Genomic DNA, 22,396 nt, shown 5'->3' on the forward strand with positions numbered 1-22,396 from the left:
TATAATACAATTTAGCCTTAGTTGAGATGTAACGGGTGCTTGCTTAGGCAGGCTCCCGTTTTGTCGTTTCAGAAGGGGGTAGAAACGTGGAAATACCGAATATTCAAAATGGTCAGCCTTTTGCATCAAGTACAGGAATAGGTTCATCGAAGGATGGTGGTGCCAATACTGCACCGTCAGTAAGGGAGAATCTAAGTTCACCTAAAGAGGGGCAAAATGGCGTTATCAATACCGATGAGCTTGCAAAGGCGCCTTTAACTCAGCAAGTTAATGCTGAATTAGAAAAGGAAAATTTGTCTCAAGGTTTATCCCAAGACGCCGATAACCAAGGTGGAGAGAGGAATGATGCTGAACTCGAAGAGGCAGTGGCAAAAGTTGAATCATTTCTAACTGTTCAAAATAGGGACTTAACTTTTTCGATCGACGAAAATACTAATCGTTCAGTAGTAACGGTTAAAGACGGTCAATCTGGAGACGTTATCCGGCAAATACCTTCCGAGGAGCTTTTAAAGCTTGCCGAAAGAATCCAAGAACTACAGCAGGATGTAGGGAATAGTGTAGGGGTGTTTATCAACAATCAGGTTTAATGAGGTAGGTTATGACTATTCAGTCGCTAGGTGTAGGTTCAGGTTTAGCCCTTGACGATCTCGTTCAGCAGCTTTTAGACGCTGAGAGATTGCCTAAAGAGGAAAGACTAAACGCTAAAGAAGAGCAGATCGAAGCTGAAATATCTGGTCTTGGTCAAATAAAGTCAAAGCTGTCAGATTTTAAAGATGCGGTAGACGATCTGCGTAGCGATACTGATATCAATGGTCGAGAACCTACAGTTGTTAACCCCTCTGAAGATGATGACGTGTTATCGGCTGATGCGTCGAGCTCAGCGTTGCGCGGAAATTACGATATCACTGTTCAACAGCTAGCGTCAGGAAGCCGAATTACAACCGACGCAGGTGCGTTTACTTCAAGTACTGATCCTGTTTTAAGTTCGGGAACAGGCTCGTTAACCTTTAGCATTCCTGGTGGCGATTCATTTACTGTCGACGTGGATTCTAGCACTTCTCTTATTGATCTAAGAGAAGCGATTAACAGTGCTGACGATAACTTTGGTGTAACCGCCAATATTATAGATACAGGTACTGCCGAAGGGCCTCGTCTGGTGTTTTTGTCTGAAGAGACTGGCGAAGGTAATGATCTAGTTATCAACAACGATACAGGTGCTGCTGAACTAGATAGACTTTCAACTGCTGGCGGTACCAGTAATATTAGTGCTGCTAATATCGAGTCGGCGAAAAACGCCATTGCGTTCGTGGATGGTATTGAAGTTCAAAGCGAATCGAACAAGTTTGAAAATACTATTCAAAACGTTACCTTTGACGTAAACGAAATTTCACCAAAAGATAATGCAGGCAATTTTTTATCAACAACGCTGAAAATTGGTTTTGATAAAGAAGGGCTAGAACAAAAAATTAGAGATTTTGTTGATAATTACAATGCAATAATTGACGAGATAGGTACATTAACACGCTACGGTGAATCCGAGTTGGAAGAGGATGGTGCACTAGCTGGAGACTCATTACTAAGAGGTGTTCAGTCAGGGCTTTCGTCAATTATCGGAGACAATGTTTCTTCATCAGAACTTGGTGGCTTATTCAGACTTGGCATAGAGCTAGATCAAGATGGAAAGCTTGAAATTAGTTCTTCTGACTTCGGAATCGGGTCTGGTGAAGACAGACTAAAAGATGCGTTGGAAGATAATTTTGACGATATCGCTACATTGTTTACTGATGAAAACGAAGGTATAGCTGTTCGTTTATACGATTTCGTTGACGAATTCACGTCATCTGGTGGCCTTATATCTCTGCGTGAAAAGACGGCGAAAGAGAATAGAGAAGATGTCTATGCTGATAGGGAAACCTTAGAGCTTCGTATGTTTAGCTATGAGCAAATATTACGAGACAAATACCTAAACTTAGACCAGACCGTGGCCCAATTGAACCAGACAAGCTCGGCATTATTAGCCGCACTATAACGTACGAGTTTCGGAGAAAGTATGTCCCTTAAAGGTATAAATGCTTACAAAAAAGGCAATTTGAAGCAAGATGTTGCTAATGCAGATCCACATAAATTAACCTTGATGTTGCTTCAGGGCGCGTTAGATAGAATTGCCTACGCAAAAGGTGCAATGGAAAGAAGAGAGCTTCAAGAAAAGGCGACTTTCATTTCTAAAGCCACAGCTATTATTATTCATTTACGTGATACGTTAGATGTAAAAGTGGGCGGAGAAGTTGCTGAAAACATGTTCGCCCTATATGAATTTATGATTGAAAAGCTAAATGAAGCTCACGTAAACAATGACGTAGCTTTGTTAGATGAAGTGTCTTCACTTTTAGCACCGATTAGAGATGCATGGGTGCAAATCCCTCAAGAAGCGAAAGAAGAGGCATTTCGGGCGCAACGAGAAAGTAAGCAAGCCATTTGAACCTTGATAAATTAAACCATTCCTTAACACCACTTTTTCTAGGTAAAGTTAACGCAGCAATTGCGGTTTGCGTGGCGGCAGAGCCTGCCGCGCTTTCGACTGAACAATTCCATCACCTTATTAGCCTTCGACATTCTTTAGTGCTGCGCGAGTTGCGCCGACTTTCAGACGATGCCCGCTCAGCTTTCGCTGAAAATGAATTAACTATTAACAGAGAACTCGAAGCGCTAGCGCTTGAGTTGAAGTTAGCAGCAAAAGAGGAGATAGTTGGCTTTTCAAGAGCGCAAAAAGCGGCAAAGAGATATAAAAAATAATGCTTAAAGCCATTAAATTCTACCTTTTAGATGATGAAGAACAGCAAACATCACTTGAAGTCGAATCTGCATATGCGATAAAAAAGAACAAAGAAAAAAGTCTAATAGCGCTCAAACGTGTGATGCCTGTTATCTGTGCTCAGCTAATGCAATCGCGAAGCACGTCTACGTCTGTGTTCGTTAATAAAGATAAAGAGCTCGATATTGTCGATTTCAACAGCGGCAAAGTACTGTATGGTGAACAGGTAACCGTAAATATTCAAAAGCATGTAGATGCTTTTTTACGTTCTCCTTTTGTTTTAAATAAAAATGGCTTTTCGCGGCAAGCATATCCTCTTGAACGTGACGCTGACGTATTGGTGGTGTTGGGGTTGGGTTTAGGCATTCACCTTTTAAAGCTAGTGAGAGAAACTAACTTTAAAAGTATTATTCTTTACGAACCTAATTTTGAATACACACACTGCTCTTTGTACACAGGTGTGTGGCCTGAAATTTTTAAGGTTGCTGCTGGAAAAGGGACGGCGATTTACTTTCAAAGCCAGCGTGACGGAAGTTCCGTCTTAGAGGACTTAAGTGAATTAAAGCAAGTTAGCCCTTTTACTAGTGTTTATTTTTATCAGCACTACCACAGTGTGAGCTTCGACTCAGTAATGAGAAGCCTGTCAGAGCTAACCATCGATAACGTACAAAAACGTTTATTTTCTTTTCCTTCACTGCAGCCATTCGACGATTATTTAGTCCCATGGAGCCCTATAGTCACTAGAAATAATTGGGACGAAAGCCACCTTAGGCGCGACACCTTTGATAAAAATATAGCGGCGTTCTCAAAGTACTACCCAGACATTGCACAAGAATTCAAAGATTATGTTCCGCTCAAATGGGAACCTCGAGCGAACCAGCGCGGTGAAGTAAACCTTTTTCATATAGAGACCTGTACGCCACTTCATGGTGATAGTCCAAAACGCGAATCTGAACTGGCTTATGAGGCGTTTGTTAGACAGCCTAACCGGGATAACTTAATTTTAGGTTACGCTGGTGGAAAGCTGATTCATTATTCGCACCATAAAATGGTTAAAAGAATTCAAGAGCACTTGGCGGGAATGGAAGAGGAAGAAGGCGAGTTACCTGAAACTGTTAAGTCGATGCTTCTATTTGGTATGGGAGCGGGCTATCAACTCGAAGCTTTAAGTGAATCTCGAGATATCGAAAAGCTCTTTGTTTGTGAGCCTAATCGAGATTACTTTTTTGCTTCCCTGTATGCGATAGATTGGGCTGCAATACTCAACAAGGTTGACGAAAAACGACACAGAATTTATCTCAATATTGGCGATGATGGAAGTAACTTAGTACGCGACCTGTTAAGTCAGTTTCATTCCATTGGTACACATATTATTGCAAATACCTACCTCTCCCTTGGTTACGATAACGAGGTGCTACTGCCTGCTGTCGATAAACTTAGAGAAGACCTGCGTTTGATAGTTGCTATGGGAGAATATTTCGAACATTCTCGCTTTGGGACAACACACACCAAATGGGCGGTAGAAAACAATATAGGATTTTATCGCAAAACTGGCGTGCAGCCCTTGGCTAAAGACCTAAGTGATGTTGCCGTGTTTGTTGTAGGAAATGGTCCGTCTCTCGACAAATTAATGCCTCTTTTAAAAGAAGAAAGAGAAAATGCTATAGTTATCTCGTGCGGTACAGCTCTTCAGGCAATGTATAGTAATGGGATCGTTCCTGACTTTCATGCGGAAGTGGAGTCGAACCGTGCATCTTTCGATTGGGCATCGCGAATTGGTGACAAGGCGTACTTAAAGCAAATCAATTTCATAAGCTGTAATGGCGTACACCCTGATACGGCAGCGCTTTATAAAAATACTTATCTCGCTTTCAAAGAAGGGGAGTCGTCAACGGTATTTATGAAAGAGCTCTTTCCTGAGCTGAATTTACCCTTCCTTCACTTTTCCTACCCTACAGTGTCTAACTTAGTTATTAATTACGTATTAGAACTTGGTTTTAAACAGATTTATTTGTTTGGGGTAGATTTAGGTATGGTGGATGTTAAACATCATCATTCTAAATCGTCAGGCTATTATAAAAAAGACGGAAAAGAGCTGTTTAATCACGATGAGCGCGTAGACACTTCATTGGTAGTGCCGGGTAATTTAAGACCCTATGTAAATACCAAATTTGAATTCAATATGTCTAAATCTGTGATTGAGAAAACTCTAGCAGCCTTTAGTGATGCGGACGTCTATAACTTAAACGATGGCGCCAAAATTGCCGGCAGCCCTGCGTTAGAGAAAGACGCGCTAATCATTACTAATTCATTGGAAAATAAGCAGTCTGCTATGAATTGGATTCAATCTCAAGCTCATATTCCTATCCCAGCCGATGAATTCCAGCAGAGATTTGCTCAACGTTTTAACCACGAAGCTTTAATTGAGGATATCACCAACTTCAAAGCGTTATCTGAAAGAGAATTTAACGGGCGCGAAGATATTGATAAGCTTGTGTTCGACCAGCGAAAATTTTTGGTCGAAGCGTATTTGCGTAAATGCTCTATTCTGTTTTTCTACTTCAATGGTACCTCGAACTATATAAACAGTATTTTTAGTAAATTAACGCATTTCAAGAACGACGAACTTGTGATGGAAAAGTTTGAGGCAATTAGAGAGTGTTGGCACAATTTTCTCGACGATGCGTTAACAAGTATTTCGATGTACCCAGATGCCTTTGACACTGTTTCAAGTTTTACAAGAGAAAGGCAAGAAATTACCCTTCAAGAGTTTATCGAAAGAGAAAGTGTATCCTTCGTCAGTGAATCTGTTAGCGACGTACTTAGTGCATTAAAATTTAATCAAAACGCTGAAAATACTCAATGCCAGTATCAGATTGAAGTTATCTCAAGTATTTCTGGTTTAAAAGAGAGAAAGGCTGGAATTAGTCGAATTGCGTATATCGTAAATGACCCAGAGCTTCTATTGGCGTTACACGAGCGACTCAAGCCCGCTGAAAACGATATGCTTGTATTTTGTCCATTTGAAGATTTCGATGACGAAAGGGTCGAAAAAGCCGTATTTATTGCGATACTTGCGCTAACCTCTAGCGATAAATTGAAATTAGTGTTTCCCAAGCTGGAGCAAGAAGATTGGGGGAGCTTCTTTGAGGATTACTTTCCTGCAGTCTCGCGCGGTATGACATCATTCGAAACCTATAATATGTTTGCTTTAGCTTCTGAGCCTCTGGCCGATAAAGAAATGACGAATGAAGGCGGTGATAGATTTTGGTTGTGTTCAAGACCGTTAGAAACCTCACTATGTGAGACAAAACTCATTTTCAGTAAAAAGAAATCATCTTAGCGCGATAAAATTGATGAGTCATTGTGCCATTAGCGTCAAAAGTTACTAAATCAGAATACGCTAGCAGCAGAGACGTTTATGAATGTAGCAATAATTCCAGCGCGAGGCGGAAGCAAACGTATTTTGCGAAAGAACCTCCGTCCTTTTTGCAATAAGCCTGTAATTGCCTGGTCTATCGAAGCCGCTTTAAAATCTGCGCAATTTGATAAGGTCATTGTAAGTACAGATGACGACGAAATTGCCCAGTTTGCGATTGACAACGGGGCAGATGTTCCGTTTGTTCGTCCGGCTGAGCTGTCTGATGACCATGCGTCAACCCGAGATGTAGTTAATCACGCGCTAACATGGCTAGTAGAGAATGAACAGCCGGTAGATTACTGCTGTGTGCTTTATGCTACTGCGCCTTTTGTTACTTCTGATGTTTTAGTTAGCGCTTTCGCACAGTTAAAAAGTTCAAATAGGGACTTTTGTTTTGCGGCCACCAGTTTCCCCTTTCCGATTCAACGTGCTTTTTACTTCACGCCGCAAGGCGATATTGAAATGTTTGATAAAAAGCAAATGAAAGCACGTTCTCAAGACCTACAAGAGGCCTACCATGATGCGGGGCAATTTTATTGGGGAAAAGCTGACGCTTTTCTACAAAATTTGCCTATGTACTCCCAACACGCCAGTGCGTTTTTGATGCCAAGATATCGCGTACAAGATATTGATACTGAAGAAGATTGGGAAACCGCAGAACTCTTATTTAGTGCGATACAGTCGCGAGGGTTGTAAGGTTGAACAACTCAGTTACAGTACTATTTCGAGCAGACAGTGCGCAACACATTGGAACGGGCCACGTTATGCGCTGTTTGACACTGGCTACGATATTGAGAGAACGGGGCGTATCGATAATCTTTGTTTCAAAGCCGCATGAAGGGCACTGCTTAGATGAAGTGAGGCGAGCAGGTTTTAAGGTTATCGAGATACCTGTAGCCGAGTCTGCTAAATATGAAGGGAGTTGGTGCCCTCATGCTAGTTGGTTAGGCAGCACAGAGTTGTACGACGCAGAGCAAACCTTAGAGTCGTTAAGATGTGTAACTTTAACAGAGCGCTTAATTGTTATAGTTGACCATTTTTCGCTTACGTCTCAGTGGCACAAAACAGTACAAAAAGCCCTTGATGCCAAAATCGTCGTAATTGATGGTTTAGCCGACCGGCTCCTGCAATGTGATGTATTAATTGATCCTAATCTAGTGCTCAATCCCCAAAAAAAATGGGGCGGGAAAATAAAAAACGATACTAAGCTCATGATCGGGCCTCAGTACTTTCCATTGCGAGAAGAGTTTTCATGTGTCTCTTCAACATTGCGCAAATCAGTTAAGCGCCTTTTTGTTTGCTTTGGTGGTATGGACAAAGATAATGCCACCTTGTTTTTATGCGAACTGCTCGCTAAATGGAATGAAAAGTTAGATAACCCTGTTAGCGTAGATGTTGTTATAGGCAAGCATCACCCATGTAAACGGGAGATAAAGGCGTTCTGTGAACAACGTGGCATCGAATTACATGTGCAGTCATCGAATATTTCATCCTTAATGTCACAAGCTGATTTAGCTATTGGCGGAGGGGGGACCATATCTTGGGAGCGCTGTATGATGGCCTTACCTACAGTTATCCTCACCATTGCTCAAAATCAAATAGCACAGGCAATCGCATTAGAAGCAAAGGGGGCGGCGGTTTATGTTGGAGACTTCAGTAAAGAATGCGAAAAATTACAAGAGATTGAGCAAGGCGTTATAAGCGTGCTTGAGGACTTAAGAGGCTCTTCAGATAAATTGAATGAAATGTCCGCTAGGGCGCTATCGGTTATGGATGCATACAACCACAATCAACCGTGGGTAGATGAAATTATCAGTTAGAGGCAGGATGTGTTGAAAAAGGTAGTGATCATAGGTGGTGGCGGGAATGGCTTAGTTGTCGCGCAAATTGTGCTTGATTTAATTAAGACAGGCGAGCCTATCGAGCTTGTAGGTTTTTTAAATGACAATATTCCTTTCGGGGAGTACATCGAGCGATGGCCAGTATTAGGCGCTCCTCATGAATGGGAAAGCTTAGACGGTGATGTTTCGTTCGTTTACGCACTTCTGTCTGTTGGTAAAATGAAAGTTCGCGCTGAAAAGTTTAAACAGCTCAATATTCCACAAAGCCGAATGGCAACAGTGGTTCACCCATCTGCGAGCATTGGTTTTAATGTTAAACTGGGTAGCGGTGTCGTCGTCGCAGCCAATGCTGTACTTCAACCTGGTGCAAAGGTAGGAAATAACTGTTTTATTCGCGCGAATGCTAATCTTGGGCACGATGTAGCGCTTGATGACTTAGTTGATATAGGCCCTAATTCAACGCTTTGCGGCTATGCACACGTTGAAGAGGGGGGGCAAATAGCGCCCAATTCAGTGGTTAGAGACAGCGTGCGTGTAGGAGCGTACAGCACGGTGGCTGCTGGCGCTGCTATTTTCAAAGATGTTGCCCCTGGCGCCACTATGTTAGGAAATCCGGCTAAAAGGATTCGATAATGAAAACAGAACTTAAGTTTAAAGGTTCGCGAAAGTACTTACACAGTACAGACTTCTACACCTGGTTTAGCACTGCAGTATGTAATACGAATCAAATTGTTACCAAACTGGTGTTTAAGCAATTGATTCATCGCCAATGTCAGGTTTTGTTAGGGCAGGTCCAGGATGTGGCTGAAAAAGACATTGTTGGTACCGTTGAGCTTTTCGATAAAAACACTCAAGAAAAAACTCGAGGGTTGATTGTCGAGACCAATACATCAGTAGATGAGTCCTACCCATTTGATGAAGATAAGCTGGTAAAAGACGCCGAGATAATTTCCTCGCAACAACAGGCCACTGCTTTTTGTCGCAATGACTGCACAACCATTGAGCTTGTAGTGGCATTAACGAAAAAGCTTCATAACACACTCTTTAGTCTAAATAAGGGAAAGTGGTTGGTGGGACAGCTTAACTTTTGCGATGAGCTGCCGATAGTTTATGAAAGTCTTTCTATTAAAACTACGCGAATGATGCAAAACAAGTTTTCGATTAACGACGTTATAATCGATGGTAAACGTTTTGGAACCGTGCAGTTTATTGTTGGAGAATAGCATGATAGGCATTAAGGCTATTTCAAGCTACATACCTAAAGACGGTGTAGACAACTTCAAGCAAGCGGAAGCTTTTGAGGAAACAGCATCATTTGTTGAGACCAAACTCGGTGCTCGGTTTTTGCCAAGGTTAGAAGAGGGTGATGATACCTCTGATATGGCAGTAAAGGCGGTGGAAACTTTACTTTCTGAATCGGACCTCGCTAAAGAAGATATAGATGCACTTATTGTTGTAACCCAAAATCCAGACGGTCACGGTTTGCCACACTGTGCAGCCCTTGTGCATCAAAAGCTTGCGTTGCCTACTCACGTTGCCGCCTTTGATGTTTCACTGGGGTGCTCAGGGTATGTTTATGGATTATCAATTCTACAAGGCTTCTTAGCTGCATCTGGTAAGAAAAATGGCGTCTTGGTTACCGCCGATCCGTACTCGAAAGTGATTACAACGCCCAATAGAACAACCTCTATGCTGTTCGGCGACGCCGCTTCTGCTACATGGATGGGAGAGAATCCACAATTTTTAGTTTCAGATTGTACCTTTGGTACGGATGGAAAAGGCGCAGAACATCTAAAGGTAGAGCAAGGTGAGCTTTATATGAATGGAAGGCAGGTCTTTAACTTTGCTTCATTGAACGTTGCTCCTGCTATAAAATCATTATTAGAAAAGAATGATTGGCCCGAAGAGAGTGTAGATGCGTTCATTTTGCACCAGGGAAGTTTGGCTATCGTGGACGCAATTGCAAGGCGTTTCAAAGGCAACGAAGACAAGTTTATTAAAGCTTTAGAAGAGACGGGGAATACTGTTTCTTCATCTATCCCGCTTATATTGAAAAACTATTTACATAGCGACAACGCAACGCGACTCGTATTAAGCGGATTTGGTGTAGGGTTTTCTTGGGCGACCTGCCTATTAAAGAGGAATGAAGAAGATGTTAACTGAAGTAGACGTAAAGCAAGCAATGACTGATTCTGGTGTAACAGCAGATGTGAGCAACCTAGGTAGTGAACAAGCGTTTTCAGAGTATGGTTTAGATAGCTTAGATTTATTCAATTTGTTTGTGGAGCTTGAAGGCAAGACAGGCGTCACTGTACCAGATGAAGACCTCGATAAGTTGAAGTCTATTGATGACGTACTTGTATATTTTAATAAGTCTTAATAGATGTACCCATTTACCGACCAAGTATTCATCATTGCCGAGTTGTCTGCCAATCACAATAACGATTTCGATTTGGCGGTTAATACGATAAAAGCAATGGCGAAAGCGGGAGCTAACGCGGTTAAAGTACAAACTTACACCGCTGATTCGCTGGCCATAAATATAGACAATGACATTTTTGGAAAACGCAAAAATGGCCTATGGAAAGGCCGTACTTTATGGGATCTATACAAAGAAGCCTCCATGCCATATGAATGGCATGAGCCTCTTCAAAAAGTAGCTCAAGAATTAGGGCTAGTGTTTTTTTCCAGCCCGTTTGATTTGGATGGTGTGGCACTTTTAGAAGAGCTTAACGTCCCCCTCTATAAAATAGCGTCCTTCGAAATTACTGATATTCCTTTGATTAGAGCGGTAGCGAAAACGGGCAAACCTATTATTATTTCAACAGGGGTAGCGCAAGAAGAGGACATTGCCCTAGCATTAGAAACCTGTCACAGAGAGAATAATCATCAAATAACGCTATTGAAGTGCACGTCGAATTACCCCTCAACTCTTGCTGATGCCAATCTCAAAACCATGCTAGACATGCGTGATAAGTTCGAAACCACTGTAGGTGTTTCTGACCATACCATGGGCTCTGTGGTACCGATAACGGCCGCAGCGATGGGAGCCAGAGTCATAGAAAAGCATTTTATCTTGGACAGAGCATTAGGTGGTCCAGACTCCGCATTTTCGATGGAGCCAGGTGAATTCGCTGACATGGTGAAAAGTGTTCGGCAGGTAGAGCTCGCGTTAGGTAACGTCACCTACGAGGTAAGTGAAAAAGATAAGTTTAGACGCCGCTCACTTTATGCTTGTGAACCCATTCAAAAAGGGCAGCCTTTCACCCGTAAGAACGTTAAGTCGCTCAGAACAGGTTTTGGCTTGGCTCCACAACATTTAGACGCACTTCTAAGTCGAAATGCATCGAGGGCTTACAATATTGGCGACCCAATATTAGCTGAGGAAGTTAGCGCGATAATTGATTAACAATATCAACTGTCGTATCAACTATATATTGCGCTTCTTCTCTGGTAAGTGAAGGATATAGAGGAAGCGTAATTGCGTGCTCGTAGTATTGTTCTGCTTGAGGGTAATCACCCTTTTTAAAGCCTAACTTTTGATAATATGGCTGAAGGTGAATAGGAATGTAGTGAACGTGAGCAAAAATTCCTTTTTCCCTTAAGGCTTCGATTGCCGCTTTGTGTGAATCTGAGTTTAAACCCTTGCATCTAATAACGTACAAATGATAGCTACTGTAGCAGTCGGTTTTAACCTCAAGCGGCGAAATCTTATCTTGTTGTTTGAATGCATCATTGTAAAAAAACGCGAGTTCGTTCCTTTGCTCAACAAATTGCTCTAGTTTTGTTAGCTGGCTTGTACCTAAGGCCGCTTCCACATCGTTCATGCGGTAGTTAAACCCTAGTTGTATTTGCTGATAATACCAAGGGCCGTGTGATTTTTCAGTCATTTCATCTTTATTCGCGGTCACACCATGACTACGCATCAATTGCATTTGACGCGCTAACTCACCGCTATTCGTTAACGCCGCGCCTCCTTCCATCGTCGTAATTATTTTTACGGGGTGGAAACTGAAAACCGTAATATCCGAATACTGACAGCTACCTACGGGGCGTTCGCAATATTTCCCACCAATCGCGTGGGAAGCATCTTCAATGACACAAAAGTTATATTTCTTTGCAAGTGTGGCAATCGCTTTCATGTCGCACGACTGACCTGCGAAATGCACTGGGATAAGAGCTTTAGGGAGAGTCCCATGCTCTTTTGCCTGCGCTAACTTAGCGTCTAATGCATTGACAGATATATTGCCAGTATTAGGCTCTATATCAACAAAGTCGACTGTCGCACCACAATAAATAGCACTGTTTGCTGAAGCTACGAAAGAATTGGGACTTGTCCATACAATATCATTTTGTTGTACCCCAAGAGCGAGGCAAGCAAGGTGCAGCGCAGACGTAGCGCTATTTACTGCGACGGCATGCTCGGCACCACAAAATTGAGTCAAGGCTTTTTCAAAAGCGGGAACAGCGGGCCCCTGTGTTAGCCAGCTTGATTTTAGTGTTTCAACAACAGCGTTAATGTCATCTCCATCAATTGACTGGCGTCCGTAAGGGATCACTTAGCAGCGTCCTTATTACAAGAAATGATTTCTTCAACTGTAAGAAAATGAGGGTTGTTGTCGGAAACATATTCGAAGCCATCAGATACTGGTTTACCCTGTTCTTCTAGCCCATTTACAGTGAAGTCGTTACTTCTATTGAAAAATTTTATAGCCGGCGCAATCACAAAGTGGTCGTCATACTCAAAAGTATGAAAAGCCATATCGCCGGGGCACATCATTTCATGAAGCTTTTCACCTGGTCGAATACCCACAATTTTTATTGGCACACCAGGCGCCATAGCTTCGGCCAAATCGGTGATTCTAATTGATGGTATTTTAGGAACGAATATTTCGCCGCCAAGCATCCGCTCGAAATTCTTTAGAACAAAGTCTACGCCCTGCTGAAGGGTTATCCAAAAGCGGGTCATATCTGTATGTGTAACAGGAATATAGTCTGTACCTTCTGCAATGAGCTTTTCGAAGAAAGGAACAACCGAACCGCGAGAGCCTACTACATTTCCATATCTTACTACCGAAAATCGAGGTTTTCCTGAGCCCACCATATTATTTGCCGCTACAAAAAGCTTGTCAGAGGCAAGTTTAGTGGCGCCGTATAGGTTTACAGGATTAGCCGCTTTGTCGGTCGACAAGGCAATGACTTTGCTTACTGAGTTATCAATAGCTGCGTTAATAACATTCTCAGCACCATCAATATTAGTGCGGATACATTCCGTGGGATTATATTCAGCAGCAGGAACTTGTTTCATAGCCGCTGCATGAATAACGTAGTCCACCCCCTGCATCGCTCGGGTAAGGCGGTCTTTGTCTCGAACATCGCCGATGAAATAGCGCATGCATGGAGCGTTAAACTTTTGCTGCATTTCGAACTGTTTGAGTTCATCACGTGAATAAATGATTAAGCGCTTGGGGTTGTAGCGTGATAACAAGTTTTCGGTGTATTTATGACCGAATGAACCTGTACCACCTGTTATCAATATAGACTTACCGTCAAACATAGATCGCCCACGATTTTTATGATTATCGTTTAAATATATCATGTGTCGGCAACAATGCCATAAACCATTAGGCCACAACGATTATTCATCAAAAATAAATGCAAAATAGAGGTGTTCAAGTACCAGTATGTTTATTTGAAAAGAGCCACAGGCACAGCTCATAAGCGCATATCGTATATAATTTTACCTTAAGGAGTATGAACTTTTATACCTTGTATTGATTAGAAGTTATACAGCGATATGCTATATTTGGAAGAAGTGTTAATGAGAGGGCGCAACTATGCAAATTAATAACAGCAGCTCAACATCGCTAATTGGTCAAATCCAAGAAAAGCAGGACAACTTGTTTGAGAAGCTGGCTTCTGGAAAAAAGGTAAACAATGCCTTAGATGATGCGTCGGCCCAGCAAATCATCGATCGATTAACATCAGAAGTCGAAGGTAACCGTCAATCATTAAACAACGTCTACGATGGCATCTCTGTCGCGCAGGTTGCAGAAGGCGGACTCGGAAGCATAAACGACGACGTCAACCGTATTCGCGAGCTTACTTTGCAGTCTGGTAATGGTGTACTTAGCAGTGGCGATCGCCGTGCTATTCAATCTGAAATCACTCAGCTGCAAGAAAACATCTCGCAAACTATCGAGCAAACAAATTTTGCAGGCAAGCCGTTATTATCTGAGAATGGCTCACTAGAATTTCAATCAGGTTCTAGCCCTGGTCAATCAATAAGTGTTAACACCCAAGATGTTGCAGCGCAGCTCAACGATGTTTTATCTATCGATATTACGTCAGGTACTAGTATCGAAGATGCGCTAGGTGCTGCAGATGCGGCTATAGAAACCATAGGCGGTGCACGGGGCGATTTAGGCGCTACGCAAAATCGATTTGAAAGTGCAGCGCGCTCACTCACGCAAGCTAACGTAAATACCGCAGAAGCACGAAGCCGTATTCAAGATCTGGATTTTGCGCAAGCCGCTTCGCAACAAGCATCAAATGACGCAATAGGTCAGGCTGCACTTACCGTTCAAGCCCAAGCGAACCAACAAGAAAGCCAAGTTTTATCGTTATTAAGCTAGACTAGATGGTGTAGCTTAGGCTAAATTTAATCGAAAGAAGCAGGGTAACCTGCTTTTTTTATTGATATATTTCCCAAAACAGCGGTTGCGCTCCGATCTTTTGTCGTTACAATTTAGAAATGCGCTAAACTGTAAATAATAACAAAGCGTTCTCGGGGAATTGATGAAGAACATTTTGCTGATTAGTGATAATCAGGAACTTATTCAAAACTTGGAAACTATCGTTACCTTCATGGGAGAGTCGTGCCAGTCACGAGGCTTCAGTGAATGCGAGCGATACCTCCATGAAAGTGGTGCAGACGCCGTGCTTATAGAGTACCGTTCGCCCACCGCCGTAAGTAATCTGGTAGAAAAGTTTCCACACATACCGTTTGTCGCTTTAGTTGAAAGTAATACACAGGCGTCTGCAAGCTGTAATCTGGTTAGTGTTATTGCAACACCGTTAACGTACCCTGTTTTAACGCAGGCTATACATCGTTGCCAAGAATACTCTCGACGTAAACCAGGCTTATCTCGAGCGGCAGGTACAAAAACTCGGTTATTTAGAAGCCTAATTGGTAAAAGTGAGCAAATCCAAATTGTGCGGCGCTTAGTTGAGCAAGTCGCGCCTACCGATGCCACCGTGTTGATTTTAGGTGAGTCTGGAACCGGTAAAGAAGTGGTTGCGCGCAATGTTCACTTCTTATCTGAACGTAAAGACGGTCCATTCATTCCAGTAAATTGCGGCGCTATTCCCGGCGAGCTTTTAGAGAGCGAATTGTTTGGTCACGAGAAAGGCGCTTTCACAGGCGCTATCAGTGCACGTAAAGGCCGCTTTGAGTTAACTGAGGGCGGCACATTATTTCTCGACGAAATCGGTGATATGCCCCTTCAAATGCAGGTGAAGTTATTACGTGTGTTGCAAGAACGTATGTTTGAACGCGTAGGCGGGAATAAGCCCCTTCAATGCAATGTGCGCATAATTGCGGCAACGCACCGCAACTTGGAAACGATGATCAGCGAAGACAAGTTTCGAGAAGACTTGTACTACCGACTCAACGTTTTCCCAATCGACAGCCCTGCGCTTAGACAAAGAAAAGACGATATTCCCTTATTGCTTCAGGAATTGAATAGCCGAATTCAAGGGGATGGCGTTGAAAGCGTGCGTTTTACCGAGCAAGCCATTGCGTCGCTAATGGAGCATGAGTGGGCGGGGAACGTTCGTGAACTCTCAAATTTAGTTGAGCGATTAACAATTCTTTACCCTGGGCAGATTGTTGATATTGCTGATTTACCGGAAAAGTATCAGTACGGTGATGTTCAGGCTTACGAACCAGACTATCCAGAAGAAATGCTTGAGCGTGAAGCCTTTAATGAACTATTTGCCGAGGCTGCAGCGCAAGAACCAGAAGAAGACGTTAGCGAGCAGAGTCACGACGGCCTAAACGGTATGGTGTCCTCCTCGTTACCTGCAGAAGGTGTTAACCTCAAAGAGTACCTTTCTGAGCTTGAAGTGAATCTCATAAAACAAGCCCTGGAAAACCAAGATTGGGTGGTAGCACGTGCCGCCGACAAGCTTGGAATGCGCAGAACCACGCTCGTTGAAAAAATGCGGAAATACGATATCCAGCGTACTGAAGAAGCGTAATGTCAGCTAATTGACGTTATGCTTTTCTTTGAAAATACCATCTATCCTACTGATAAATAAGCCAATATCAAGTTGGCATATCTTCTGCTTTATCTAAGCCATAGTTAAACAGCGTCTGCAATTTGACGAGGATAATATGGCTTTCGACAGCACACAACAATCTACAGAGTATTTCGCATCTGCCTATGCACTTAACGGCGGCTCGGCGGTATCTCAAGATGATTATCAAACGTCGCAAAATGATGATATTGAATCACTGAGATTGCAGGCGAGTCGACTCGAACATTTACTTCAAGTGATGCCAGCGGGTGTTATTGTTATTGATGGAAAGGGCATTGTTCGCCAAGCCAACGAGCAGGCAAAAGCATTGTTAGGCGAACCGCTGGAAGAGGAAGTGTGGCGCAGTATTATTACTCGCTCTTTCAAGCCTCGCGCAGACGATGGTCATGAAGTATCGCTGGTTGATGGTAGACGAGTGAAGCTTTCAATTACCCCACTAGACAACGAGCCAGGTCAGCTAATTGTTATCACAGACCTAACTGAAACCCGTCAGCTGCAAGCGCGGGTTAGCCACATGCAACGGTTGTCTTCTCTTGGAAAAATGGTGGCATCCCTAGCCCATCAAATCAGAACTCCACTTTCTGCAGCCATGCTTTATGCGTCAAACTTAACGCGTAAAGGGTTAGGGGAAGAAGCACAAACACAATTTGCGAACAAGCTAACAGACAGGCTTAAAGAGCTGGAAAGCCAGGTTAATGACATGCTGCTTTTTGCTAAATCTGGCGAAGAGCAAGTGGTAAGCAAAATTAGTCTCGCTGAACTATTCGCTGCCATTGAGGGGAATGCACAAAGCATGACAGCTCAAGCGCAGCAAAAGCTAACGTTTTCAGGTTTTGAGCAAAACGTAGCAATAACTGGGAATTTAACTGCTCTTCAGGGTGCATTGTTAAATCTCATACATAATGCGAGCCAAGTTACCCCGAAAGGTGAGTGTGTACATGTCCAGGCATCGGTAAGCGATCAGCGTTTACATGTTTCAGTTATTGATAAAGGCCCAGGTGTACCAGAACGGTTAAAAACCAAAATCTTTGAACCCTTTTTTACAACTAAAACTCACGGTACCGGTTTGGGTCTTGCTGTGGTGAAGTCGGTGGTAAGTGCGCATAGCGGCGCACTCAACGTAATTGACGTACCCGAGGGCGGGGCATGCTTTAGCGTGTCATTACCGTGTTCGGTGAATGCTAAAACTTCACAAACATTGACTCATGTTGCGTAAGTCATAGGAGAGAATAATGTCTAAAACTACCATACTAATTGTTGAAGATGACGCGGGTTTACGCGAAGCCCTCCTAGACACCCTGTTATTAGGTAACTACAACGTGATTGCCGCTGATTGTGCAGAAGAAGCGTTAATGATGCTGTCGTCTCAGAATGTAGACCTAGTGGTTAGCGATATACAAATGGGCGAAATGAGTGGCTTAACGTTGCTAAAAAGCATTAAAGCTAAATATCCTAATATGCCTGTGCTGTTAATGACGGCCTACGCCACCATTGATGATGCGGTTCAGGCGATGCGCGATGGCGCAACGGACTACCTTTCAAAGCCTTTTGCGCCAGAAGTACTGCTTAACTTAGTGGGGCGCTACGCGCCTGCACAAAAAATTGAGTCACGTACGCCAATCGTAGCCGACCCTTCAAGTTTGAAGCTACTTGAGCTTTCACGGAAAGTTGCGAAGTCTGAAGCTACCGTTATGGTGATGGGTCCAAGCGGGTCGGGTAAAGAAGTGCTGTCTCGCTATATTCACGACCAGTCACCGCGAAGCGATGCGCCTTTTGTTGCCATCAACTGTGCTGCTATTCCAGAAAATATGTTGGAAGCGACTTTGTTTGGTTACGAGAAAGGGGCCTTTACAGGCGCTATTCAGGCCTGTCCGGGTAAGTTCGAACAAGCTCAAGACGGCACCCTGCTACTTGATGAAATAACTGAGATGGATTTGGCACTGCAGGCTAAATTGCTGCGCGTGCTGCAAGAGCGTGAAGTTGAACGTCTTGGCGGCCGAAAAACCGTTAAACTAAATGTGCGAGTTATTGCTACGAGTAACCGAGATTTAAGAAAAGCAGTGGATGCTGGCGAATTCAGAGAAGACTTATACTACCGCTTAAACGTATTTCCTATTGAATGGCGCCCGCTATCGGAACGCCCAGGAGACATTGTTCCGCTTGCCGAGCACCTTGTTCAGCGTCACGCCAGTTCACAGGGCTTGGGTACTATCAGATTAAGTGCTGCTGCGCGCAATAAATTGTCGCAATATAGCTGGCCAGGAAACGTTCGAGAATTGGAGAACGTGGTTCAACGCGCGCTTATTCTTTGTGAAAACAATGAAATAGATGCTAGCGATCTAATGATTGACGAAGACATGTCGGCCCCGCTTGAAGTTGCACAAGAGCCGGTTGAAGACAACAGATTGGGCTCAGAGCTTCGTTATCAGGAGCACCAAATTATTCTTGATACCTTGGTATCTTGTAATGGTAAGCGCAAAGACGTAGCAGAAAAGCTAGGTATAAGCCCTCGTACCCTTCGTTATAAACTAGCGCGTATGCGTGAAGATGGTATTGAAGTACCAGCATAGTACTGCTGTTTTGAATCTCTCGTTTCATCCCCGTTATCCGTCGCCTCTGAAGTAAAGAAGGCGGCGGTTTTTTGTTACTCCCTTCAAATCAAACGCCATAAATTTGGCTCACCCTCTCATTTGGCTGTTATCGTATTGAAATTTAAGGTTTTTTAAAGTTGGCAAGACCTTTGCTAAATCACTCTTATAGATTATGTATTCGCCGGTGTTCAGGCGGTTTTCAAAGAAACGCTAGGAGTGGTTATGGACGTTAAAGCCAATAGTTTGTATCAAGAAATGCAGAACATGATTGGGCAAACTCGTCTTCAAGTTAACGAGCCTCAGCAACAGCCGCTTAGTGAAGTTAATAGCTCGGCAAGCGAATTCTCGACCATGCTTAAGAACGCGGTAGATGGTGTAAACGGTATGCAGCTTGAGTCAAAAGATGCTCAACAGCGCTTTGAAATGGGCGACCCAAGCCTAAGTTTAGCCCAAGTCATGTTGACAAAAGAAAAGGCAGGCATTGCGTTTGAAGCGACTGTTCAAGTGCGTAACAAAGTACTTGAAGCCTATAAAACAATAATGAATATGCCGGTGTAGGTGGAGTAGGTTATGGCTGAAGCTACAGGTACAAACCTTACGGTTCCTGATCAAAATCAAGCAGTGGACAATGAGCCAGAGAATAAATCTGGTTTCATGGATACGTTAGGCAGTGCAGATATGATGCGCCAAATGGCCCTTGTGGTTGTTTTGGTCATCTGCGTTGCCATCGCAATCTTTATTCTTATCTGGTCGCAAGAACCTGATTATCGCCCCCTTGCGAAAATGGAAACCCAAGAGCTTATCGAAACTCTCGATTATATGGATGCGAATCAAATCGACTATAAGCTTGAAGGCAATATTGTTTATGTAAGAAGTGACGAATTCCAAAATATCCGCCTGGGTATGACACGCCAGGGGTTAACTAAAACCTCAGATGCAGGTACCGATATCATCATGAAGGATATGGGTTTTGGTGTAAGTCAGCGTGTTGAAATGGAGCGTTTAAAACACGCTCGTGAACAGCAGATTGCCTCGACCATTGAAGATATCGCAAGTATTCAAAAAGCACGTGTTCTTTTAGCTATGCCAAAAGAGAACGTTTTTGCTCGAAGAGAGAAGAAAGCGTCGGCAACCGTTGTGCTAACGGCTAAACGTGGTGCCGTCATTGCTGGTGAAGAGGTTGATGCGGTCGTTGATATCGTGGCGTCTGCCGTACAAAACATGGAGCCGTCTAAAGTAACGGTAACAGACAGCAATGGTCGTCTGCTTAACTCCGGCTCGCAAGATTCAATGAGTGCTCGTGCAAGAAAAGAGTACGAAATTGAACGTCAGCGCGAGCAAGAGTATCTTGAAAAAATTGACGCTATACTAATTCCAGTTTTGGGCATAGGTAACTACACGGCGCAAACTGACGTTACAATGGACTTCACGGCAATGGAGCAAACCCAGCGCAGCTACAACCCAGACTTACCTGCGGTTCGCAGTGAAATGATCGTCGAAGAGAACAGCGTGGGTGGCGGCGTGGGTGGTATTCCTGGCGCATTATCAAATCAGCCTCCGCTTGATTCTAATATTCCAGAAAATGCTGTGGGCGGCAGTCAACAAAGCATGCCAGGGCGCACGGCAAAAGAATCGACGCGCAACTACGAGCTTGATACCACCATTAGTCATACCAAAAAGCAGACAGGTGTAATCCGCAGACTAAGTGTGTCGGTGGCAGTGGACTATACCCAAGTGGCGGGTGAAGACGGCGCGATGACACCGACGCCGCGTAAACAAGAAGAGATTCTTAATATTCGCAGACTATTGCAGGGCGGTATTGGCTTTGACGTTACCCGCGGCGATTCGCTAGAAGTGGTTAGCGTACCCTTTACCCGTATGGATGCAGGCGAAATTGAAGATGCGCCTTTGTGGGAACAGCCTGGTTTTCTGCCAATTCTTAAGCTAGTTGTTGGTGGCTTGGTTATAATAGTACTTATCATCTTTGTGATTCGACCTATGCTGCGTCGTCTTATCAACCCAGATGAGTCTAACGAGGCAGATGAATTTGATGCTGATGAAGGCTTAGACTTAGGCGATGACACAATTAGCATGTTAACGTCTGACTTTGACGAAGGACAGGTAGGCTTTGCGCCAGATGGCTCACTTATGCTACCTGACTTGCACAAAGACGAAGATGTACTTAAAGCCGTACGTGCCCTAGTGGCCAATGAACCAGAATTATCAGCCCAGGTAGTTAAGGGCTGGTTAATGCAAGACGAGTAGTGAGATAAGATTATGGCTGAAGAACTTGCCAATGTTGAAGAACCGTCATACGACGTCAGTAAATTAGAAGGCGTAGAAAAAGCTGCCATCTTACTACTTAGCTTATCTGAAGAAGATGCGGCGCAGATATTAAAACACCTTGAACCAAAACAAGTGCAGAAGCTGGGTTCTGAAATGGCGAAAGTGGACGATATGACGCAAACCAAAATCACGTCAGTTCACAAACACTTCATTGAAGAGATTCAGAACTACAGCACTATTGGCTTCCAGAGCCAAGACTTTGTTAAGCGAGCACTAACTGCGGCCTTAGGTGAAGACAAGGCGGCAAACCTAATCGATCAGATCCTAATGGGCAGTGGCGCTAAAGGTCTAGATTCACTGAAATGGATGGACTCTAAGCAGGTGGCGAGCATTATTCGCAACGAACACCCGCAGATCCAAACCATTGTACTGTCTTATCTAGAGCCTGAGCAAAGCGCTGAAATTTTGGCGCAATTCCCAGAAAAAGTACGTCTTGATCTGTTGATGCGTATTGCGAATCTAGAAGAGGTTCAGCCAGCAGCATTGCAAGAACTAAACGAAATTATGGAGAAGCAGTTCGCTGGTCAAGCGGGAACGCAAGCGGCGAAAATGGGCGGCTTGAAGTCTGCAGCGAACATCATGAACTACTTGGATACCGCGATAGAAGGCCAGCTAATGGACGCTATTCGCGAGCAAGACGAAGAGATGAGTCAGCAAATTCAGGACCTTATGTTTGTCTTCGACAATTTGGTCGATGTAGACGACAAAGGCATTCAGGCAATATTGCGCGAAGTGCAGCAAGATGCGCTGCTTAAGGCCATTAAGGGTGCTGACGAAGAGCTTAAAGATAAAATTATGCGCAATATGTCTAAGCGTGCTGCTGAAATGCTTGGCGATGACTTGGAAGCTCTTGGCCCTGTTCGTATCAGTGAAGTGGAAACCGCACAAAAAGAAATTCTTTCTGTTGCCCGTCGACTTTCTGACTCAGGTGAAATCATGCTTGGCGGCGGTGGCGGTGAAGAGTTCTTGTAAGCGCTCTGATGCCCTTAGCGCTGTAGCTGAGGTAGAACCAAGTCTCGTAATAAAGAACTTTGTAATAAAGAGCCTTGTAATAAATAGCCTC

Annotated in this window: 21 protein-coding genes; 19 read left to right on the top strand and 2 right to left on the bottom strand. The window is 43.6% G+C overall.

What is annotated here, in order from left to right; genetic code table 11:
- The first annotated feature begins 86 nt into the window (after positions 1–86).
- The 12 genes from ACYX4W_RS08245 to pseI all read left to right on the top strand — a co-directional run bounded on the left by ACYX4W_RS08245 (position 87) and on the right by pseI (position 11,483).
- A complete protein-coding gene (locus ACYX4W_RS08245) occupies positions 87–587 on the top strand; it encodes a flagellar protein FlaG (RefSeq protein WP_476075242.1) in 501 nt (166 codons plus the stop codon).
- 11 nt (positions 588–598) lie between these two features.
- Positions 599–2,029 carry a flagellar filament capping protein FliD gene (gene fliD / locus ACYX4W_RS08250; protein ID WP_476075243.1) on the top strand — a complete coding sequence of 477 codons (1,431 nt, stop codon included), beginning with the start codon at positions 599–601 and terminating at the stop codon, positions 2,027–2,029.
- Between the two features lie 21 nt (positions 2,030–2,050).
- Positions 2,051–2,479, top strand: a complete 429-nt coding sequence (gene fliS / locus ACYX4W_RS08255) for a flagellar export chaperone FliS (protein WP_269915949.1) — start codon at positions 2,051–2,053, stop codon at positions 2,477–2,479.
- Positions 2,476–2,793: a hypothetical protein gene (locus tag ACYX4W_RS08260; protein WP_269915950.1), complete on the top strand. Its 318-nt coding sequence runs from the start codon at positions 2,476–2,478 to the stop codon at positions 2,791–2,793. The genes fliS and ACYX4W_RS08260 overlap by 4 nt, the downstream gene beginning before the upstream one ends.
- Positions 2,793–6,155, top strand: coding sequence for a motility associated factor glycosyltransferase family protein (locus ACYX4W_RS08265; RefSeq protein WP_476075244.1), 3,363 nt, complete (start codon positions 2,793–2,795; stop codon positions 6,153–6,155). The genes ACYX4W_RS08260 and ACYX4W_RS08265 overlap by 1 nt, the downstream gene beginning before the upstream one ends.
- Before the next feature lie 78 nt (positions 6,156–6,233).
- On the top strand, positions 6,234–6,929 hold the full coding sequence (pseF, locus tag ACYX4W_RS08270; protein WP_476075245.1) for a pseudaminic acid cytidylyltransferase: 696 nt from the start codon (positions 6,234–6,236) through the stop codon (positions 6,927–6,929).
- 2 nt (positions 6,930–6,931) lie between these two features.
- Positions 6,932–8,053, top strand: coding sequence for a UDP-2,4-diacetamido-2,4,6-trideoxy-beta-L-altropyranose hydrolase (pseG, locus tag ACYX4W_RS08275; RefSeq protein WP_476075246.1), 1,122 nt, complete (start codon positions 6,932–6,934; stop codon positions 8,051–8,053).
- A 9-nt stretch (positions 8,054–8,062) separates the two neighbouring features.
- Complete coding sequence (locus ACYX4W_RS08280) at positions 8,063–8,707, top strand: acetyltransferase (RefSeq protein ID WP_476075247.1); 645 nt, start codon at positions 8,063–8,065, stop codon at positions 8,705–8,707.
- Positions 8,707–9,297 carry a hypothetical protein gene (locus ACYX4W_RS08285; RefSeq protein WP_476075248.1) on the top strand — a complete coding sequence of 197 codons (591 nt, stop codon included), beginning with the start codon at positions 8,707–8,709 and terminating at the stop codon, positions 9,295–9,297. Before ACYX4W_RS08280 ends, ACYX4W_RS08285 begins: the two co-directional genes overlap by 1 nt.
- A gap of 1 nt (position 9,298) precedes the next feature.
- The gene (locus tag ACYX4W_RS08290) at positions 9,299–10,237 is read left to right on the top strand and encodes a ketoacyl-ACP synthase III (protein ID WP_476075249.1); all 939 of its coding nucleotides are present in this window, start codon (positions 9,299–9,301) and stop codon (positions 10,235–10,237) included.
- A complete protein-coding gene (locus ACYX4W_RS08295) occupies positions 10,227–10,454 on the top strand; it encodes an acyl carrier protein (RefSeq protein ID WP_162889814.1) in 228 nt (75 codons plus the stop codon). Before ACYX4W_RS08290 ends, ACYX4W_RS08295 begins: the two co-directional genes overlap by 11 nt.
- A gap of 3 nt (positions 10,455–10,457) precedes the next feature.
- Positions 10,458–11,483 carry a pseudaminic acid synthase gene (pseI, locus tag ACYX4W_RS08300; RefSeq protein ID WP_476075250.1) on the top strand — a complete coding sequence of 342 codons (1,026 nt, stop codon included), beginning with the start codon at positions 10,458–10,460 and terminating at the stop codon, positions 11,481–11,483.
- Here pseI and pseC read toward each other — a convergent pair.
- Both pseC and pseB read right to left on the bottom strand, forming a co-directional pair.
- On the bottom strand, positions 11,464–12,633 hold the full coding sequence (gene pseC / locus ACYX4W_RS08305) for a UDP-4-amino-4,6-dideoxy-N-acetyl-beta-L-altrosamine transaminase (RefSeq protein ID WP_476075251.1): 1,170 nt from the start codon (positions 12,631–12,633) through the stop codon (positions 11,464–11,466). The two genes, pseI and pseC, sit on opposite strands and share 20 nt — an antisense overlap.
- On the bottom strand, positions 12,630–13,631 hold the full coding sequence (pseB, locus tag ACYX4W_RS08310) for a UDP-N-acetylglucosamine 4,6-dehydratase (inverting) (protein ID WP_476075252.1): 1,002 nt from the start codon (positions 13,629–13,631) through the stop codon (positions 12,630–12,632). Before pseB ends, pseC begins: the two co-directional genes overlap by 4 nt.
- Before the next feature lie 280 nt (positions 13,632–13,911).
- Between pseB and ACYX4W_RS08315 the strand changes: the two genes are divergently transcribed.
- From ACYX4W_RS08315 to fliG, 7 genes are all read left to right on the top strand, one after another.
- Positions 13,912–14,709, top strand: coding sequence for a flagellin (locus ACYX4W_RS08315; protein ID WP_476075253.1), 798 nt, complete (start codon positions 13,912–13,914; stop codon positions 14,707–14,709).
- Between the two features lie 163 nt (positions 14,710–14,872).
- Complete coding sequence (locus ACYX4W_RS08320) at positions 14,873–16,336, top strand: sigma-54 dependent transcriptional regulator (protein WP_476075254.1); 1,464 nt, start codon at positions 14,873–14,875, stop codon at positions 16,334–16,336.
- A gap of 136 nt (positions 16,337–16,472) precedes the next feature.
- A complete protein-coding gene (locus ACYX4W_RS08325) occupies positions 16,473–17,612 on the top strand; it encodes a sensor histidine kinase (protein ID WP_476075255.1) in 1,140 nt (379 codons plus the stop codon).
- A gap of 16 nt (positions 17,613–17,628) precedes the next feature.
- Positions 17,629–18,966, top strand: coding sequence for a sigma-54-dependent transcriptional regulator (locus tag ACYX4W_RS08330; protein ID WP_476075256.1), 1,338 nt, complete (start codon positions 17,629–17,631; stop codon positions 18,964–18,966).
- Positions 18,967–19,209: 243 nt separating this feature from the next.
- A complete protein-coding gene (gene fliE / locus ACYX4W_RS08335; protein ID WP_474808213.1) occupies positions 19,210–19,545 on the top strand; it encodes a flagellar hook-basal body complex protein FliE in 336 nt (111 codons plus the stop codon).
- A gap of 12 nt (positions 19,546–19,557) precedes the next feature.
- Complete coding sequence (fliF, locus tag ACYX4W_RS08340; RefSeq protein ID WP_476075257.1) at positions 19,558–21,252, top strand: flagellar basal-body MS-ring/collar protein FliF; 1,695 nt, start codon at positions 19,558–19,560, stop codon at positions 21,250–21,252.
- Between the two features lie 12 nt (positions 21,253–21,264).
- Complete coding sequence (gene fliG / locus ACYX4W_RS08345; RefSeq protein WP_025254367.1) at positions 21,265–22,305, top strand: flagellar motor switch protein FliG; 1,041 nt, start codon at positions 21,265–21,267, stop codon at positions 22,303–22,305.
- Positions 22,306–22,396 lie beyond the last annotated feature (91 nt).

The organism is Alteromonas sp. ABH4_454 (assembly GCF_056311775.1).

Coding starts and splice junctions, on each gene's coding strand:
- fliD (WP_476075243.1), top strand. CDS start 599: ATGACTATTCAGTCGCTAGGTGTAGGTTCAGGTTTAGCCCTTGACGAT.
- fliS (WP_269915949.1), top strand. CDS start 2,051: ATGTCCCTTAAAGGTATAAATGCTTACAAAAAAGGCAATTTGAAGCAA.
- ACYX4W_RS08265 (WP_476075244.1), top strand. CDS start 2,793: ATGCTTAAAGCCATTAAATTCTACCTTTTAGATGATGAAGAACAGCAA.
- pseF (WP_476075245.1), top strand. CDS start 6,234: ATGAATGTAGCAATAATTCCAGCGCGAGGCGGAAGCAAACGTATTTTG.
- ACYX4W_RS08285 (WP_476075248.1), top strand. CDS start 8,707: ATGAAAACAGAACTTAAGTTTAAAGGTTCGCGAAAGTACTTACACAGT.
- ACYX4W_RS08290 (WP_476075249.1), top strand. CDS start 9,299: ATGATAGGCATTAAGGCTATTTCAAGCTACATACCTAAAGACGGTGTA.
- ACYX4W_RS08295 (WP_162889814.1), top strand. CDS start 10,227: ATGTTAACTGAAGTAGACGTAAAGCAAGCAATGACTGATTCTGGTGTA.
- pseI (WP_476075250.1), top strand. CDS start 10,458: ATGTACCCATTTACCGACCAAGTATTCATCATTGCCGAGTTGTCTGCC.
- pseB (WP_476075252.1), bottom strand. CDS start 13,631: ATGTTTGACGGTAAGTCTATATTGATAACAGGTGGTACAGGTTCATTC.
- ACYX4W_RS08315 (WP_476075253.1), top strand. CDS start 13,912: ATGCAAATTAATAACAGCAGCTCAACATCGCTAATTGGTCAAATCCAA.
- ACYX4W_RS08320 (WP_476075254.1), top strand. CDS start 14,873: ATGAAGAACATTTTGCTGATTAGTGATAATCAGGAACTTATTCAAAAC.
- ACYX4W_RS08325 (WP_476075255.1), top strand. CDS start 16,473: ATGGCTTTCGACAGCACACAACAATCTACAGAGTATTTCGCATCTGCC.
- ACYX4W_RS08330 (WP_476075256.1), top strand. CDS start 17,629: ATGTCTAAAACTACCATACTAATTGTTGAAGATGACGCGGGTTTACGC.
- fliE (WP_474808213.1), top strand. CDS start 19,210: ATGGACGTTAAAGCCAATAGTTTGTATCAAGAAATGCAGAACATGATT.
- fliF (WP_476075257.1), top strand. CDS start 19,558: ATGGCTGAAGCTACAGGTACAAACCTTACGGTTCCTGATCAAAATCAA.
- fliG (WP_025254367.1), top strand. CDS start 21,265: ATGGCTGAAGAACTTGCCAATGTTGAAGAACCGTCATACGACGTCAGT.